This is a genomic window from Marinifilum breve (assembly GCF_003202155.1).
Lineage (GTDB): Bacteria > Bacteroidota > Bacteroidia > Bacteroidales > Marinifilaceae > Marinifilum > Marinifilum breve.
In genome coordinates this window covers 16,852-33,090 of the sequence record NZ_QFLI01000015.1, presented here as the reverse complement: position 1 = coordinate 33,090, position 16,239 = coordinate 16,852, and the positions used below count along the sequence as shown (strand labels likewise).

The following is a 16,239-nucleotide window of genomic DNA, read 5'->3' as shown; positions in this document are numbered from 1 at the left end:
ATAGATTAGTTGATTTTGAATTCTTTTGGCGCTTGTTTGTGCATCAAGTAATTTACAAAGAAGTCCCAACGCTTGCGAATAAAATATTTGTCATAGTAGCAAGTACCATGATCTTTGCCTGGAAGCAGAATTAATTCAAAATCTTTATTGGCTTTAATCAATTCGTCAGCCATACGAATTGAAGCTGCTGGATTTACATTATTGTCCATATTGCCATGAACCATCAATAGCTTTCCTTCTAGTTGATCTGCCAAAAAGAAATTCGATTGTTCGTCATAATGCTTTTCTGCCGGGAATCCCATGTACAATTCAGGCCACCATGCTTTTGCACTTCTGTGGTCGTGATTTCCAGCAGAAGATACTCCTACTTTATAGAAATCCGGATGCGTCAACAAAGCATGTGTGGCATCATATCCACCTGCTGAATGTCCGTAAATACCAACATTGTTTGTATCCATATATGGATATTTTTTTGCCAAATCTTTAATTGCCTTGATATGATCCGGAGCACCTATATCACCTAGATTTTTATAGGAAACATCGTGGAATTTTTTCGATCTAAAGGCTGAGCCCAAGCCATCAACTGTAACTACAACAAAACCAATTTGAGCCATTGGAACATCCATGTTCACCAATCCGCCACGGAAAGTTTTTGGAGTTCGAATGGTTTGTGGACCAGAATAGGTGCCGTCAATAACTGGATAAGATTTTGAAGCATCAAAATTGAATGGTCTATAAATTACACCGTAAATATCGGTTTCATTGTCTCTACCTTTTACCTTATACATTTCAGGAGCTTTCCAACCCATTTTAAGGATGTCATCAATGTCTGTTTTGGCAACATCCATTATTGTTTTGCCATTTTTTGCACTTCTAACTACAAATTGATCCGGAAGGTCAATACGAGAGTAGTTGTCGAATACATATTTGCCATTAGGGCTGATTTTACAAGTATGATAGGCATTTTCAGGTGATAACAACTTCATCCCACTGCCATCAAAATTGATAGAGTAGAGGTAAGTATAATAAGGATCTCCCTTTTCATTTCCATTTGCTCTAAAGTAGATTTTTTTCTTTTTGTAGTCTACTTTGCAAATTTCTCTTACAACAAATTCACCTTTGGTAATTTGATTTTTAAATTCACCACTAGCATAGTCATATCGGTAAATATGGTGCCAGCCATCCTTTTCTGATGACCAAATTACATCATCAGCATCCTTGTTTACTTTGTAGATGTGCATATTTGGATCGACATAGGTATCAGCTACCTCAGAAACAATAGGTCTGCTTGTACCAGATTCCACATCTACCTCAATCAATTCTCTTTTTTGATATCCACGATAGTATCTCAAAGTATAGGCTTTTGTGTTCGATTTCCATTGGAATCCATACTCCAGAAAAGTTGCGTTTTCAGGAAGATCACAATCAATTGTTTTACCTGTTTCAGTGTCAAAAATCACATATGATACTCTGGTAAGGTCTTTGTCGCCGGCAATGGGTCTTTCATAAGAATAAACTTCCGCTCTAAATCCATCTTTTGGTTTAGATTGATACATGAAAAGCTTTTGAGTATGCTTGCGATTGTACTTTGCGCATATCAAGTATCTTGAATCAGGAGACCAATAAGCATCAATCTCATATTCCATTTTCTGATTCTTACTTTCATTTCGAACAAAGTACCAGGAGATTGAGGTTCCATAACTCAACTCCTCATTGCCATCATTAGTCAGTTGTTTTTCCTCATTACCATCTTTAAGAAATAGGTTGTAATCCTTAATAAAGGCAACTTTTTTCTTATTTGGCGATACCAATTCCTGATTGGTGTATTTCTTTGGTTGATCTCTTTTCGAAACATTATAGGATACTAAATCAACTGATAGCAAGAAAGTATCCAATCTAAAATCAAGCTCTTTTTGATTTTTGAGTTTGATGCTTTTTAATTTTAAGCCGTAGCTTTTTAATTCTTTACCAGTATATGAGCTAAGGATTTCGCTCATTTTTTGGTGATCGAAAAGTTCTTGTTGTTTCTTGTTTTTAATGTCAACCAAAAAGTATTCAGTACCTTTTCGAGTTTTTGTACTGTACCAAAGGGAATCACCCTTTCCAATCCAATTGGGATATATATTGCTTTTGTAAATTTTACTTTCGATGTTGTTCCAAAGCCATTTTTCAGCTTCCTGATAATCTTTTAGCTCTCCTTGTGCAAATAATCTGCAAGTGCTAAAAATTAGAACAAATATGAGTATGTAAGGAGTTCGTGTCATTTTATAAGTCTGCTTGGGTTCCTATGTTTTCTTTAATTGCTTTTTTGTATAAATATTCAGCTACAACAACATCGAACAATGCCATTCCTACTGATTTAAAAAAGGTAGTTCCTGCTTGGTCATAATGCTTGTTTGCAACCAAAGTACTTATGGTGTTTACCTGATTTTTCTGCAAGAGATTATTCTCTAGTGGTGTTACGATATCGCCACTTTCTTTGGCAGCAAAAGGAGTATCTACCCATACCTTTGTAATTTGAGAAAACAAAGCATCAGGGAATTCTCTCATGTTTGGTTTGTATGATCCTATCCCAATAAAACATTTGTCTTTAAGTAAATTCGGATCATTAGGAATTACAGGGTTTTCTGAGCTTGTCGCACAAACAATGATATCTGATTTTTTGACTAACTCTTCTGATGAATTCATACCATTAAATTCTATTTCAGGTAATTTCTTTTGAAGTTTATTAATGAATTCAGTTAGCTTCTTATCATCCAAATCAAATACATTGATTTTTTTTATGGGACGCACAGTACAAGCAAATAATGCTTGAGTAAATCCTTGAGTTCCTGTTCCAATAATTCCAACACTTTCGGATGATTCTTTGCTGATGTACTTCATGCCAGTTGCGCCAACAGCACCTGTTCTTACAGCAGTTAAAGCTGCACCATTTAATAAAGCCAATGGTTCACCTGTTTCGGAATCATTCAAAATCATGTTTCCATAAATGGAAGGTTTTCCGATAGCTTGATTTTGGGGATTTACACTAACCAGTTTTGTTCCGAAATATTGACTTGTGAAGCACGGCATTAACAATAACGTAATGTTGTTATAGTTGGCGTGCATTCTGTCTGGCATATCAAAGTTGCCTTCTTGAAAAATTGTAAAAGCGTCTTCAATTGCTTCCAGAACCTCACTTCTTGAAAGTAGACTTTCTATTTGTTTTTGGTTGAGAATTAGCATGGATTCAAAAATGGCGGAGGGGAGTTTTTAAGTTCTCACCCTCCTGATGGAAACAAAAACTAACTATGATCTTTGAGATTCTACATCATAAATGGTTTTTGGAATTGGCTTACCTAATAGACGAGCTCCATCATTGGTAATTAAGAAATCTTCCTCATTTCTTAAGCCTCCAAAATCCTTATATTGTTCTACTTTATCGTAGTTGATAAAATCGGTGAATTTCTTTTCAGCCTTCCATCTATCAATCAATTCAGGAATAAAATAGATTCCCGGTTCAATTGTTAAAACGAATCCGGGTTCTAGTTCTCTTCCCAGACGCAATGATTTTAAGCCAAATTGAGTACTTTTGGCCTCTCCATTGTAACCAACATATACTTCACCAAGGTTTTCCATGTCATGAACATCCAAGCCCATCATATGGCCTAGTCCACATTGAAAAAATAGAGCATGTGCACCTTGCTGAACAGCTTCATCCATATCACCTTTCATGAAACCCATTTGTTTCATTCCTTCGGCAATGGTTTTACAAGCTTTCAAGTGTACATCTTTAAATCGAACACCTGGTCTTAGTTCCGCAATAGCAGCTTCATGTGCATTTAATGCGATCTGATAAATTTCTCTTTGTCGCTCTGTGAAAGTTTTGCTTACTGGAAAAGTGCTCGACATGTCTCCTGCGTAGTGCATGCCGTTTTCAGCACCACAATCAATTAAAACCATATCGCCACTTTTAATTGTGTTCCCGTGATAGTGATTGTGAAGGGTTTGTCCATTTATTGTAGCAATGGTTGGAAATGAAAGCTGTCCACCAGCTCTAATTGCAACCTCTTGTACCGCAGCTGCAATTTCCGATTCTTTCATTCCAGGTTTAGCCATTCTCATGGCAGTTAGGTGCATGTCAGCCGTAATGTTTACTGCTTCTTCAATTTGAATAATTTCTTCTTCAGATTTATAATTTCTTTGATTTACTACTGCCTGAACAAATTCTGCCGATGAGTTCTCTACTGCTTGATTTAGATGAATATTCAACCAGTTAAGCAACTTAACTTGATGTTCAGGACGATAAGGAGGCAAGTAATGTATTTTTCTGCCTTGAGAACTAGCCTTGCTTAGATAGTCTTGTAACTCACCAGAAGGAGCTGTTTCGTAAATGCCTACAGCTTCACTTTTCTCTTTGATGGTTGGTTGAGTTCCTATCCAAACGATATGGTCGATACTTAGTTCATCTCCGAAAATAATTTCTCTGTTTTCATCGATATCGATTATTGCATTTAATCCGGCATAATCAGATCCAAAGAAATACAAGAATGTGCTGTCCTGACGGTAATGGTAGGTGTTATCGGCATAATTCATTCCGCATTCATCATTCCCTAAAAATAGAAGAATGCCGGATTTTACCGTTGATTTTAATAATTCTCGACGTTTTTGATAAGTTTCTTTCGTAAACATAAGATTGGGTTTATGGTGCTTTATTAAATTCTAAAGGATATAGCTATTCCAATAGAAGGCATAAATTGTTGATAAAAAATATCTGAAATGTTCTTGTAGAGGGGAGGAATTAACAAATCCAGCATTCGTACAATCCTTTGTACGAATCATTGTAGCGTGTTATGTAGTCGTTGAATAAGAACATACAATTGAATTTGTCTTCGGTAAATTTAGAAAAAAAACGCTAATTATTATTTTAAAAGCGTAAAAACTATACCTGATTAAATAATTATTAATCAGGTAGAATAATTAAAACAAAATAAGGTGCTTGTTTTAAATAGAACTGATTTGGAAAAGGGAATAATTATAACACTTCCAAGATAAAAGGAACAAGGAAAGGAACCAGGATTGTTAATACAATTCCACTAAATATTGCTATGATTGCCCATTCTTTTCCTGTGTATTTTGAGATGATCGGAAGTGTTGTATCCATTGCTGTTGCACCACCAGAAGCAATTCCTGCAAGTTTGCCAAAGTATTTAACAAAAATAGGAACAGCAAGTAAGGTTATTATTTCACGTAAAATATTAGAAAGTAGAGCTATTACACCTAGTGTTTCCCCACTGATTTGGGTAATGAAAATAGAAGATAAACTATAGTATCCGAATCCAGCACCAACGGCTAAGGCTTCTTTTAATTGAATTTCGGGAGTAAATATTGAAATTACTCCAACCCCAACTAATGACCCAATGATAACACAAAGCGGGACTAGTATAATTTTAATATTGGTTTCTTTGATTACTCTCCAGGATGATCGATCAGCACCAATTCCAATACCAACTAGAAACATTAGTAAGTAAAGAGCATATAGCGAAAAATCTGATTCCATAATTACTTCTGGAAGAAATCTTGTTAATCCCAGGATTAATCCCAAGGCAAAAAATCCAAGTATGATAAGGCTGTTCTTCATGGCAAAATTATTCTGTTGTTAGCTTATTTACTTTTAAAAAATAGTTTATAGGTGATGTAGGCGAAAACCAAACTACCCAGTATGGCACCAATTGTTAGAATTAGGGCTTGCAAACCAATAGTATGCAGGTTGTTTATGATTTTCTCATTTAATCCTACCCCTATGCCTAATAGGAACAGAAGTAAATAAATTGACCATGTAGTCATTTTGTCGACCCCTTTAATCACTTTGGGAAACTTCCCTACGAAAAAACCCAATCCTATACCCAAGGTCATTAATACTAAAACTGTAATCATGATAAATAATCTTTTTGTTCTTCGGGGTGAATTTACTTAAATTTTATTGCAATGTTAGATTGGCTAATCAAATGAAGTGCCCTCAATTAATGGAGGGCACTTCAAGCTTAGAATCAATAATAATTAACTAACCTAATCTACTCTAACTTGTTTATAAGTTTATTACCATTGTAGATTTCTATCCAAATTTGGATTTGTCTCATATTCATGATCAGGAATAGGATAGAAGGTATGTTTTGCAGGATCAAAATTCGATGCACCAGGCTTTTTGTTATCAATTAAGGTTTGCTTAAGATCAATCCAACCAGCAGAATCCCATCTAATAAGATCATACCATCTTTTGCTTTCAAAACAAAGTTCTATAGATCGTTCTGTCATGATATCCTTTCTAAATTGGTTTTGATCTCCAGCAGGTAGATCATTCAGATTGTTTCTCAACCTTACCCTATTAATGTAAGTGTATGCTTCCGATATTTTATCAGAACTATTTTCACCTAATGCCTCCGCATAATAAAGTAGAATTTCAGCAAATCTCAATTGTACCAAATTATTAACAGCATATGTTCCTGTTCCATCTTCTACACTGTCATCCATATTCCATTTTTCAAGCCAATTTTCATACCCTGCAAATTGTCCATATAATGCATCCTGAGCTCGTTGATCAATATTATCATCTTTATCTTTGCTATTATTTAATACATCAACCATCCATGGGGTTGCCACACCAACTCCCCACCAAGCAAATGTTGCTTCAAGTGTATGGGTAGTTCTCCACTTTTTAGGACTTACAGCATATTGAATTTCAAACAAAGATTCAATGTTATTTTCATTTGTTCCATTGAAATTCTCTCTGTAAGTAGCTGTTAAATTATATGTGCCATAAGTTCCATCGATGATGTTTTTCAAAACAGGCAACGCATCGGTATAGTTTTGATTGAACATGTAAACACTTGCTAGATAGCCAGCTGCGGACCCACTTGTGGCGCGACCGTCTGTGCGAGTAGTTTTAGACGGTAAGTTGCTTACAGCAAATTTTAAATCGTCAATTACCAACTCCCAAATTTTATTTCTTTCCACTTGAGTAGGATGTAGCATGTCCAAACTAGTAACCTCTTCAACTACGAATGGAGGATTTCTAAAGTTTTTTAACAATCTAAAATAAGCATATGCTCTAAAGAATTTAGCTTCAGCTACATATTCATCAATAAGTTTCTTATTAGCTTCTTCACTGTCCTGAGCCATGTCACATTCTGGAATGTGAGCAATACACTGGTTTGCTTTTGATATAATTGAATAACAATTGCTGTAATAAGAACTAACTTCTCCTACATTTGAATTGTTGGTAAATGTTGATAGAGTTCCCCAACTTGGGTATGCTGCATCTTTGTGAATAAATTCATCAGAACGCCAATTTTCAGGCATGTAGATGTATTCAAATACACCATAATTGTAATTCATGCTTAATGCGCCATAAAGGGAATTAATTCCAGCTCTGGCATGAGCTTCCGTTTGCCAAAATGTTTGGTTGGAAATGTTATTAGGGTCAACTTCCTTTAAAAAATCATCCGAGCATGATTGAGAAAGGCTGCTGATGAAAAGGAATAATATGATATATTTTAATGATTTCATTTGGTTAAAAGTTTAATTGTACACCTACATTATAAGTTTTAGATTGAGGGTAAACTCCATTGTCAACACCTCTCCAGTATAAAGCATTACTGTCACTGTTTGGTGCTTCGCCACCAATTTCAGGATCGTATCCAGTGTAGTCGGTGATGGTAAATAGGTTATTTGCACTTATGTATACTCTACAATGATCTAAACCTAATTTGTTTAGTTGTTTCTTAGGTATTGTATATCCGATTTGCAAGTTTTTCAATCTTAAATAAGAACCATTTTCAAGAAATCTGGTAGATACCCTATTGTTCTTATTAGGATCATTATGAGTTAATCTAGGAACACTTGTGTTTTTATTAGACTCAGACCAAGCATTAAGAACAGATCTAGAGTAATTTCTAGATCCTGTGCTGGTTTCAGTGTTGTATTGAACACCATTAAAAAGCTTATTCCCATTTACACCGTGAAAGTAAAGTGATAAGTCAAAGTTCTTAAATGAAGCATTAAAGTTCAATCCATATTCGAAATCAGGAAGAGATGAACCCGATTTAACTTTATCTTCAGAATCTATAACTCCATCATTGTTTACATCTTTGAAGCGGATATCCCCAGCTTTTGCATCTTTTTGAATTAATTGACCATCCTTATTGTGAGCTTGTACTTCAGCATCGCTTTGGAATATGCCATCAGCTTGGTAAAGATAAAAGTCAGCAATGCTACCTCCTACAAGTGTTTTTGTTGTATAATCTGAATTGTATCCAACTTTTCCTCCAGGAATTGCTTCATCTGACTCACCTAAACTAACTACCTTGTTCTTAAATGTACTCAAGTTACCAGTAATTGAGAATGTAAAATCACCTTCATTTTTTCTATAGGTTAGAGAGAAATCTAATCCTTTATTGTCAATTTCACCTGCATTTTTTAGAATAGAGCCTGCACCGCCAAAAGTCATAGGTATTGGAACATACACTAACATGTCTTTTGTTTTATTGTTGAAGTATTCCGCAGTTAATGATATCTTATTGTTTAGCATTTGAAGGTCAATACCAACGTTTCTGGAAACTGTTGTTTCCCATTTTACATCTGTATTAGGGAAAGAAGTACTAATAACCCCGAAACTTGGCTCTGAACTTCCATTGAATACGTATGGATAACCTTTGCTAAGAGTTGCCTGATATTGATAGTTACCAATTTCCTGGTTACCTAATTCTCCCCAACTTGCTCTGATTTTCATATCATCAACAATATCCTTAAAAGGGAAGAATTCTTCTTTACTGATTCTATATCCAGCTGAGATTGAAGGGAAGTTACCATACCTGTGGGATGAACCAAATCTGGTAGATCCATCTCTTCTGATTGTACCACTCAAATAGTACATGTTATCAAAGTTATAAGTAAATCGTCCAAGATAAGATTGAAGACCACTTGTAACATTATAACCTCCAACATTGTATTCTGATTGCGCTTGATCTAAAACTGGAGTTAAATCAGAAGTGAACTCTTTTCCAGATGCATAAAAGCGTCTGTATTTGGTTTTTTCAGATGTATATCCAACTAATGCAGTTACATTGTGTTTGTCAATAGAATAGTTGTAGTTTAAAGTGTGCTCTAATACCCATTTTTTAGTTCGGCTATGAGTTTCAGAAAGTGAAGACTTATCCAAAAAATCTTGACTAGACATTGTGTATTTAGGAGTAAAGCTATTGTAGTAATAGTTTGTTGTATGTAGGCCTCCATTCATTCTGTAAGTAAGGCCTTTAAATAGTTCTACTTCCACATATCCGTCAATGGTTACGTAATCTTCAGTATATTCGGTTTGCGGGATTTTTGCCGAACCAACAGGGTTCTTAAAATTACCCATTTCATCTTTTGAACCACCGTAACCACCTAAGTTGCTCTCATCATATACAGAAATTAGAGGCAAACAATACAGCATGTCATAATTGGTTCCATAACCAGTTGTATTAACAGAATTACCTACTTTTCGGTTAATAGATACAGATTCTCCAATTTTAATACGACCTTTTTTATAGTCTGAATTTAAACGTAAGCCATATCTTTCTAAATCAGATTGAATCATGATTCCTTCTTGATCTTGGTAAGTTCCAGAAAGGTTAAAGTTCGCATTTTCGTTACCTCCGCTTACTTGTAGGTTGTATTTTTGTGAAACAGCGGTACGGAACATTTCATCTTGCCAGTCGGTATTTGCATATGTGTTTGTACCATCTTTGTAATTTTTATAGAATAAACCATAGTCTATACTACCACTTTCATCAGCATCAATTTCCATTTGCTTGATTTTTTCGTAGATGGCAATATATTCCTCAGTGTTAGTCATATCCCATTTGTCAGCAACTTCTGACAAAGAGTAGTCTGCAGAAAAAGAAATTACCGGAGCTTTATTTTTAGATCCACGTTTGGTTTTTACGATTACTACACCATTAGCTGCTCGAGTACCGTAAATGGCTGCAGCAGCACCATCTTTTAAAACAGAAATTGATTCAATGTCATCAGCATTCAGATAGCTCATTCTACCAGGAACTCCATCGATAATATACAAAGGATCATTGTTATTAAGTGTTCCAATACCTCTAATTTGAACCACAATGCTGGCATCAGGAGCTCCACTTGCTGTAAGTACATTTACCCCAGCAACTTGTCCCTGCAAAGACTGTATTGCGTTAGGAGCTTTAACTTTTTGAATGTCATTAACATCAACTGTGGATACAGAACCAGTCAAATCAGATTTTTTCTGAGTTCCATAACCTACAACAACTACCTCGTTTAAGCCCTGAACATCTTCCTTAAGCACAATGTTTAGGGTAGTTTCATTGCCAATTGTAATTTCTTGATCAAGATATCCAATGAATGAGAATTTGATAACACCATTCGCAGGAACATCAAGTTGAAAATTACCATCAAAGTCAGTTACTGTACCAATAGTGGTACCTTTTACAAGAATGTTAACACCAATTAACGGTAGATTTTGCTCATCAACAACCTTACCTGTAATGGTTTTTTGGTTTTGTTGAATTGCATTGGTTTTCATAGATCCAGCTGCATGAAGCGGTTGAGGACCAACTAAAACAGCTAGGATGCAAAGTTTCATTATCCATGAAACCAAGCCCTTTTGCACAGACGTATTCCGCGCAACAGTTTTTGCATTTTTTTTCATAAATTTAGATGCGTTAAAAGTTAGTTTCGTTGTTCTTTATTTTTTATGCGTGCAGAACAACAAACGATTAATATTTGATAACAGGGATTGTTGGTAGCTTTCCCTGTTTTCTTTATTTCTTCGTTTGGCAAAAACTTATTGGTGCACAATTTTAATTCTAATGCATAACACTAGATACTACCATGGTAGTATTACTCCAATAGTTCTCTAAAATAAATTAATTGGCTTAATTTGAGGTGGTATTGAAATAGTTGGTAGCTATTTCAATAATATGATGAGATATCAACAAATAAGACATTCGAATAATCCGCGATGAGAATGTCTGTATACTAGTCTAACGGTTGTTGTTTGCATGGGAATGAATGTTAACGTGTGAACAATTAAAATTCTACTTCATTTATCCAATCTCCAGGTTTAATTGAAAACCTTTGCAGCAAATATATAAAAAAACACTACCAGTACATACTAGTATGTGAAAAAATAATAAGATTTTTATTTGGTTGTATTGTTTTTTATTTCTGAATGGCTTGTTTTTATTGGTGTTTTGAAGGTTGGTAGAGAATTGAAAAAAAAGTAAAAAAAAGCCCTTCTGTAAGTTTATCTTGAAACCGAACATTTTAAAGCCGTAATATCATTCACAAAAGAGCACAAAAAAAGCCGATTTTAGATCAGCTTATATTTCTCTCAATCATGGACGTTATATTATAATGCCATAATTCCTCGAATGCCTTGTGCTCGTGAATAGATTTCAACTACATCTTCAGCAGAGTCCATCATTATTTTTACTGTTACCCCAATAAATCGGATGTCTCTTGATGTTTTGTAGGAGAATTCTGTTTCTTTTGGAAACAAATTTCTTACAGCATTTAATTTTTCATCGTTATTAGGTACTATGAATTTAAACATGTACAACGAAGGCCATTTTGTTGAATCCAGCAACTGTTGTTTGATTCTGTTATATTTTTCTTGATCCATTTTGCAAAGATAAGTTTAGGTGGCATAAAAATGGAAATATTTTTGGTATTTCGTGTAATCTTATCAGTATTTAACGAGAAACAAAAGTAAAGAAGTTTTGGCTATGCTTTAAATGAAAATTAACGCTTCATTAAGAATTTTGTTTTCCAATTACAAAGATTGTTTTGCCTATAAATCTTATATTTATAGCTTTATAAAGCTCCGGTAAAACAAACCACATACTAAACCTATAAGTTATATGAATCGCAAAATCGTAATTGTCATTCTTGTACTAGCCACATTAGGCATAGCAATGTTTTTGGCAATGTTTTTGAAAGGCATGAAGGAAGATCCTGCCAAAAATTTAGATAATAACAAGCTGCCTACTGTAAGGATTCAGAAAGTTAAGTACTCCTATATTGAATCTCCTATTGTTGAAAAAGGAAGGTTAGCTTCTAATTTGGAAGTGAATTTAAGTTCTGAAGTAGCTGGTAGAATAGTTGAAGCTGGAGTACCATTGAAAGTGGGACAGAAATTTAAGAAGGGCGATTTACTGATTAAGATATATGACAAGGATGCCAAAATGGATTTGCGGGCGCAAAAAAGTCGTTTCTTAAATAAGTTGGCTGAAAATCTACCAGACATTAAGGTAGATTACGCCGATAACTTCGAAAATTGGATGAGTTTCTTCAATACGATTGATTTGGATGATAATGTTCCTGAATTGCCTAAAGTTAAAACTACACAGGAAAAAGTATTTATGGCCAGTCGAAATATTTTGGGAGATTACTATGCCATTAAAAGTGCTGAAGTAAAATTGGAAAAGAGAAACATTTACGCACCTTTTAATGGATCCTTTGTAGAGGTGAATACGCAGGTTGGGTCGGTAGCAGGAATGGGCTCAAAATTGGCTGGTATCATTGAATCCAACAAGTTAGAACTGCAAGTACCAATTGAATCGGAAGACATAAAATGGTTACAACTGAATGATGAGGTAGAAATTTTGGATTCTAAAGGAGAATTACTTTGTATGGGCAAGTTGATTCGTATATCTGAGTTTGTAGATCAAGGAACTCAATCCGTTTCGGTCTTTGTTAAGCTATATAAGAGAGGTGATGTAGAATTGTATCAAGGACAATTTTTAACTGCTCGATTCAAAGGTAAAAAGATTGCACAGGCTATGGAAATTCCTCGAACTGCAGTTTTCAGTTCCAATAAGGTATATGTTTTGGAAAATGAGTTAATGAAATCGAGGAGAATTAATGTTTTAAAAAGAAATGAAAATTCATTGATTTTTAACGGACTGAAAGAAGGTGAATTACTTGTAGTTGAGCCACCAGTAAAAGCTACTGAGAATATGAAGGTTCAGGTACAATAGTTTGGTAATTAATCAGATATTACGAGATGGAAAGAATTGTTACAAGATTTGTAAAGTATCCGTTTTACGGAAAGATGATTATTGCCTTATTGCTTATTGCAGGAATTACCTCTTTGGTATTCATGAAAAAATCATTCTTTCCTCAAACCGAATCCAAAACCATTACAGTTTCAATGGTTTATCCTGGAGCGAGTCCGAAGGAGGTAGAAGAAGGGATAACTTCAAGAATTGAAGATGCGATTCGTGGAATTGTTGGAATCAAGGAAATGAATTCGGTTTCATCAGAAGGTTTTTCCAGGGTAACTATTACTACTACAGGTGAATACGATTTGGATGAAACATTAGCCGACATTAAAAATGCGGTGGATGGAATTCCAAGTTTTCCAACTGGAGCGGAGAAAGCAGTAATTGCAAAACGAAGGTCGACAACCCCAGCTATTAATATGGTTGTTACTGGTAATGTAGAATTGCTCACCTTAAAGAGATATGCCGATGAGATATATGATGATTTGCTGCGATCTAAAAAAATGTCGCAGATTAGTCTTTCGGGTTTTCCGAGGTTAGAATTATCGGTAGAAGTTAAAGAAGAAAATTTAAGAAGGTACAACCTTACTTTCAGTGAAATATCACGCGCCATTGCAAGTAATAATATTGATATTTCAGGGGGAACCATTAAAAATGAGGTTGAGGAGATTTTAATAAGAAGTAGAAACCGTTCCGTAGATCCTGATAAGATTGGAGAAATCATTTTAAAGGCAAATCCTGATGGGAGTTACCTTAGAATTAGAGATGTAGCGAGTACTCACTTTCAATTTCAGGATGTTCCAAATTCTACCTATGTAAATCAAAATCCAGCGGTTTACATTGTTGTAAACAAGCTAAATAATGAAGATTTAAAAGAGATATCAGAATTTTGTAACCAGTATGTGGAAGAATTCAATGCCAGTCATGATGATGCACAAATGATTGTGACTTTCGACTTTGTTGACATGCTAAAATCCAGATTGGATCTACTATATAAAAATGGTGGCTATGGACTGGGCTTGGTGGTAATTGCTCTTGCATTATTCTTAAGTTTCCGATTGGCCTTATGGGTTGCCTGGGGTATTCCAGCATCTTTTCTTGGTATGTTTATTATTGCCAACCTAATGGGCGTTACCATTAATATGATTTCTCTTTTCGGGATGATATTAATTATTGGTATTCTGGTGGATGATGGGATTGTGATTGGAGAGAATATCTACTCTCATTTTGAGAAAGGAAAAAGTCCGAGGAGAGCTGCCATTGATGGAACTTTGGAAGTAATACCGGCAGTATTAACTTCCATTACAACCACTATGGTGGCATTTTCGCCATTGTTATTGGTAACGGGAAATATGGAATTTCTTTACGAGATGGCATTCGTTGTTTGTGGTTGCCTTTTCTTATCACTCTTCGAAAGTTTCTTTGTTTTACCAAGCCATGTTGGGAATGATGTGGTTTTAAATGTGAAGAAAAAAAAGAATGCATTTAATCGATTCAGAGATAAAATTGAAAAAGGCATCATATTCATGCGTGACAAGGTTTATGCTGATGTTTTAAATTGGGTAGTTGAATGGCGATGGTTTGTTGTGTTTACACCTCTTGCTCTCATATTAATAACCTATGGTTTGTTTAGTGGAGGATTGATTAAGAGTACATTCTTTCCGAATATGCCTTTCGATTCGTTCAATATCAATGTAGCCTTTAAGCCAGGAAGCAATAAAGATATTACAACTGCCTACCTTAAAGATTTTGAGAAAGCAGTCTGGGAAGTGAATGATGATATCATGAATGAATACAATGATACAACCAGCTATATTCAATATACAGGTGTGTCAACCGGTTCATCATTTAGTGGACAGGAAAATGGTCCACATGCAGGAAATATGTGGGTTATGCTTCGCGATATGGAAGGAGCTCCGATTTCTAGTTTTGAGATTACAAACCGGGTAAAAGCAAAAATTGGTGAAGTACCCGAAGCTGAAAAGTTCACCATTGGAGCTTTTAATAGATGGGGAGCACCCGTTTCGGTAAGTTTATTGGGAAGCGATTTGGATGAGCTAAATCGTGCCAATCAATTTTTTCAGGATGAACTTCGAAAAATGGCATCGCTTTATAACATTAGTGACAATAATCCACTTGGAAGTAGAGAGGTGAGGCTTAGGTTAAAACCAAAAGCTTATTATCTGGGTATGGACATTAGAACCATTACATCTCAGATAAGACAAGGTTTTTTTGGAGGTCAAGCTCAGCGTTTGCAGGAAGGAAAAGATGAAATAAAGGTTTGGGTTCGATATCCTAAAAGTGATAGAGTATTTATCGGACAAATGGAGGATATGAGGATTAGAACACCCAAGGGCGCCTTTCCTTTGTCAGAACTGATTGAATATGATATACAGCGCGGACCTGTAAGTATACAACGCTATAACGGATCTCGTGAGATTAGGGTTGAGGCAGAACTTTTGGATCCAAACGAACCTGTTCCTCCGATATTAGAATATGTAGAGGCGAATATTTTCCCAGAACTGGATAATAGATTTCCAGGCGTGAGAACCGAATATCAAGGGCAGCAAAAACGTTCGAAGGAGGATGCTGAGGAATTGATGCTTTATTTCTCAATTGCATTCATGATTATCATTTTTATTGTGATGATTCACTTTAGAAGTTTTACTCAAGGTATCATTGTTTTAATGATGGTTCCATTAGGATTTTTAGGATCTGCATGGGGACATGGAGTGGAAGGGTTTCCTGTTTCGATGCTAAGTGTTTGGGGAATGGTTGCTTTATCGGGTGTAATTATTAACGATGCTGTGGTATTCCTATCCAAATACAATTCCTTGATTCAAGAAGGAATGCTTCCGGTTTCGGCGGTTAAAGAGGCAGGAAAAGCAAGATTTAGAGCCATTGTTTTGACAACTATTACAACATCAGTTGGTCTTTATCCGCTGATCCTTGAAAATTCATTCCAGGCAAAATTCCTAATTCCAATGGCTATTGCTTTGGCATATGGAGTACTGATTGGAACGATGTTTATTTTGCTGTTTTTCCCTGTTTTAATCATGATATTGAATGATTTGAAACGATATTCAAAACAAATTTGGGAAGGCTATAAAATTGATCCAAGGGATGTAGAGCCTAAAGTCAAAGAATCAAAAGTAAATTTAGATTAATCATCGGA

Annotated in this window: 10 protein-coding genes; 2 read left to right on the top strand and 8 right to left on the bottom strand. The window is 35.3% G+C overall.

Translation table 11 applies throughout. The features are described from left to right. Positions 1-5: 5 nt before the first annotated feature. The 8 genes from DF185_RS22050 to DF185_RS22010 all read right to left on the bottom strand — a co-directional run bounded on the left by DF185_RS22050 (position 6) and on the right by DF185_RS22010 (position 11,683). Positions 6-2,264: a S9 family peptidase gene (locus DF185_RS22050; protein ID WP_110363769.1), complete on the bottom strand. Its 2,259-nt coding sequence runs from the start codon at positions 2,262-2,264 to the stop codon at positions 6-8. A gap of 1 nt (position 2,265) precedes the next feature. Then, on the bottom strand, positions 2,266-3,225 hold the full coding sequence (locus DF185_RS22045) for an ornithine cyclodeaminase family protein (RefSeq protein WP_110363767.1): 960 nt from the start codon (positions 3,223-3,225) through the stop codon (positions 2,266-2,268). A 63-nt stretch (positions 3,226-3,288) separates the two neighbouring features. After that, on the bottom strand, positions 3,289-4,671 hold the full coding sequence (locus DF185_RS22040) for an aminopeptidase P family protein (RefSeq protein WP_110363765.1): 1,383 nt from the start codon (positions 4,669-4,671) through the stop codon (positions 3,289-3,291). Between the two features lie 343 nt (positions 4,672-5,014). Next, positions 5,015-5,620 (bottom strand): LysO family transporter, encoded by a 606-nt coding sequence (locus tag DF185_RS22035; protein WP_110363763.1) that lies wholly within the window; start codon positions 5,618-5,620, stop codon positions 5,015-5,017. A 23-nt stretch (positions 5,621-5,643) separates the two neighbouring features. After that, on the bottom strand, positions 5,644-5,916 hold the full coding sequence (locus DF185_RS22030; RefSeq protein WP_110363761.1) for a LysO family transporter: 273 nt from the start codon (positions 5,914-5,916) through the stop codon (positions 5,644-5,646). A gap of 162 nt (positions 5,917-6,078) precedes the next feature. Beyond that, positions 6,079-7,545 carry a RagB/SusD family nutrient uptake outer membrane protein gene (locus DF185_RS22025; RefSeq protein ID WP_110363759.1) on the bottom strand — a complete coding sequence of 489 codons (1,467 nt, stop codon included), beginning with the start codon at positions 7,543-7,545 and terminating at the stop codon, positions 6,079-6,081. Between the two features lie 4 nt (positions 7,546-7,549). After that, entirely contained in the window at positions 7,550-10,708 is a 3,159-nt protein-coding gene (locus DF185_RS22020; protein ID WP_110363757.1) for a SusC/RagA family TonB-linked outer membrane protein, read from the bottom strand. Positions 10,709-11,410: 702 nt separating this feature from the next. Further along, entirely contained in the window at positions 11,411-11,683 is a 273-nt protein-coding gene (locus DF185_RS22010; RefSeq protein WP_110363753.1) for a DUF493 family protein, read from the bottom strand. Positions 11,684-11,921: 238 nt separating this feature from the next. On the opposite strand from DF185_RS22010, the gene DF185_RS22005 reads away from it, so the two are divergent. Both DF185_RS22005 and DF185_RS22000 read left to right on the top strand, forming a co-directional pair. Beyond that, a complete protein-coding gene (locus tag DF185_RS22005; RefSeq protein ID WP_110363751.1) occupies positions 11,922-13,040 on the top strand; it encodes an efflux RND transporter periplasmic adaptor subunit in 1,119 nt (372 codons plus the stop codon). Between the two features lie 26 nt (positions 13,041-13,066). Then, on the top strand, positions 13,067-16,231 hold the full coding sequence (locus tag DF185_RS22000) for an efflux RND transporter permease subunit (protein WP_110363749.1): 3,165 nt from the start codon (positions 13,067-13,069) through the stop codon (positions 16,229-16,231). Positions 16,232-16,239: the final 8 nt, after the last annotated feature.

Bases quoted from the DNA above. Each gene is read 5' to 3' on its own strand.
- DF185_RS22050 (WP_110363769.1), bottom strand. From the start codon at position 2,264: ATGACACGAACTCCTTACATACTCATATTTGTTCTAATTTTTAGCACT.
- DF185_RS22045 (WP_110363767.1), bottom strand. From the start codon at position 3,225: ATGCTAATTCTCAACCAAAAACAAATAGAAAGTCTACTTTCAAGAAGT.
- DF185_RS22040 (WP_110363765.1), bottom strand. From the start codon at position 4,671: ATGTTTACGAAAGAAACTTATCAAAAACGTCGAGAATTATTAAAATCA.
- DF185_RS22035 (WP_110363763.1), bottom strand. From the start codon at position 5,620: ATGAAGAACAGCCTTATCATACTTGGATTTTTTGCCTTGGGATTAATC.
- DF185_RS22030 (WP_110363761.1), bottom strand. From the start codon at position 5,916: ATGATTACAGTTTTAGTATTAATGACCTTGGGTATAGGATTGGGTTTT.
- DF185_RS22025 (WP_110363759.1), bottom strand. From the start codon at position 7,545: ATGAAATCATTAAAATATATCATATTATTCCTTTTCATCAGCAGCCTT.
- DF185_RS22020 (WP_110363757.1), bottom strand. From the start codon at position 10,708: ATGAAAAAAAATGCAAAAACTGTTGCGCGGAATACGTCTGTGCAAAAG.
- DF185_RS22010 (WP_110363753.1), bottom strand. From the start codon at position 11,683: ATGGATCAAGAAAAATATAACAGAATCAAACAACAGTTGCTGGATTCA.
- DF185_RS22005 (WP_110363751.1), top strand. From the start codon at position 11,922: ATGAATCGCAAAATCGTAATTGTCATTCTTGTACTAGCCACATTAGGC.
- DF185_RS22000 (WP_110363749.1), top strand. From the start codon at position 13,067: ATGGAAAGAATTGTTACAAGATTTGTAAAGTATCCGTTTTACGGAAAG.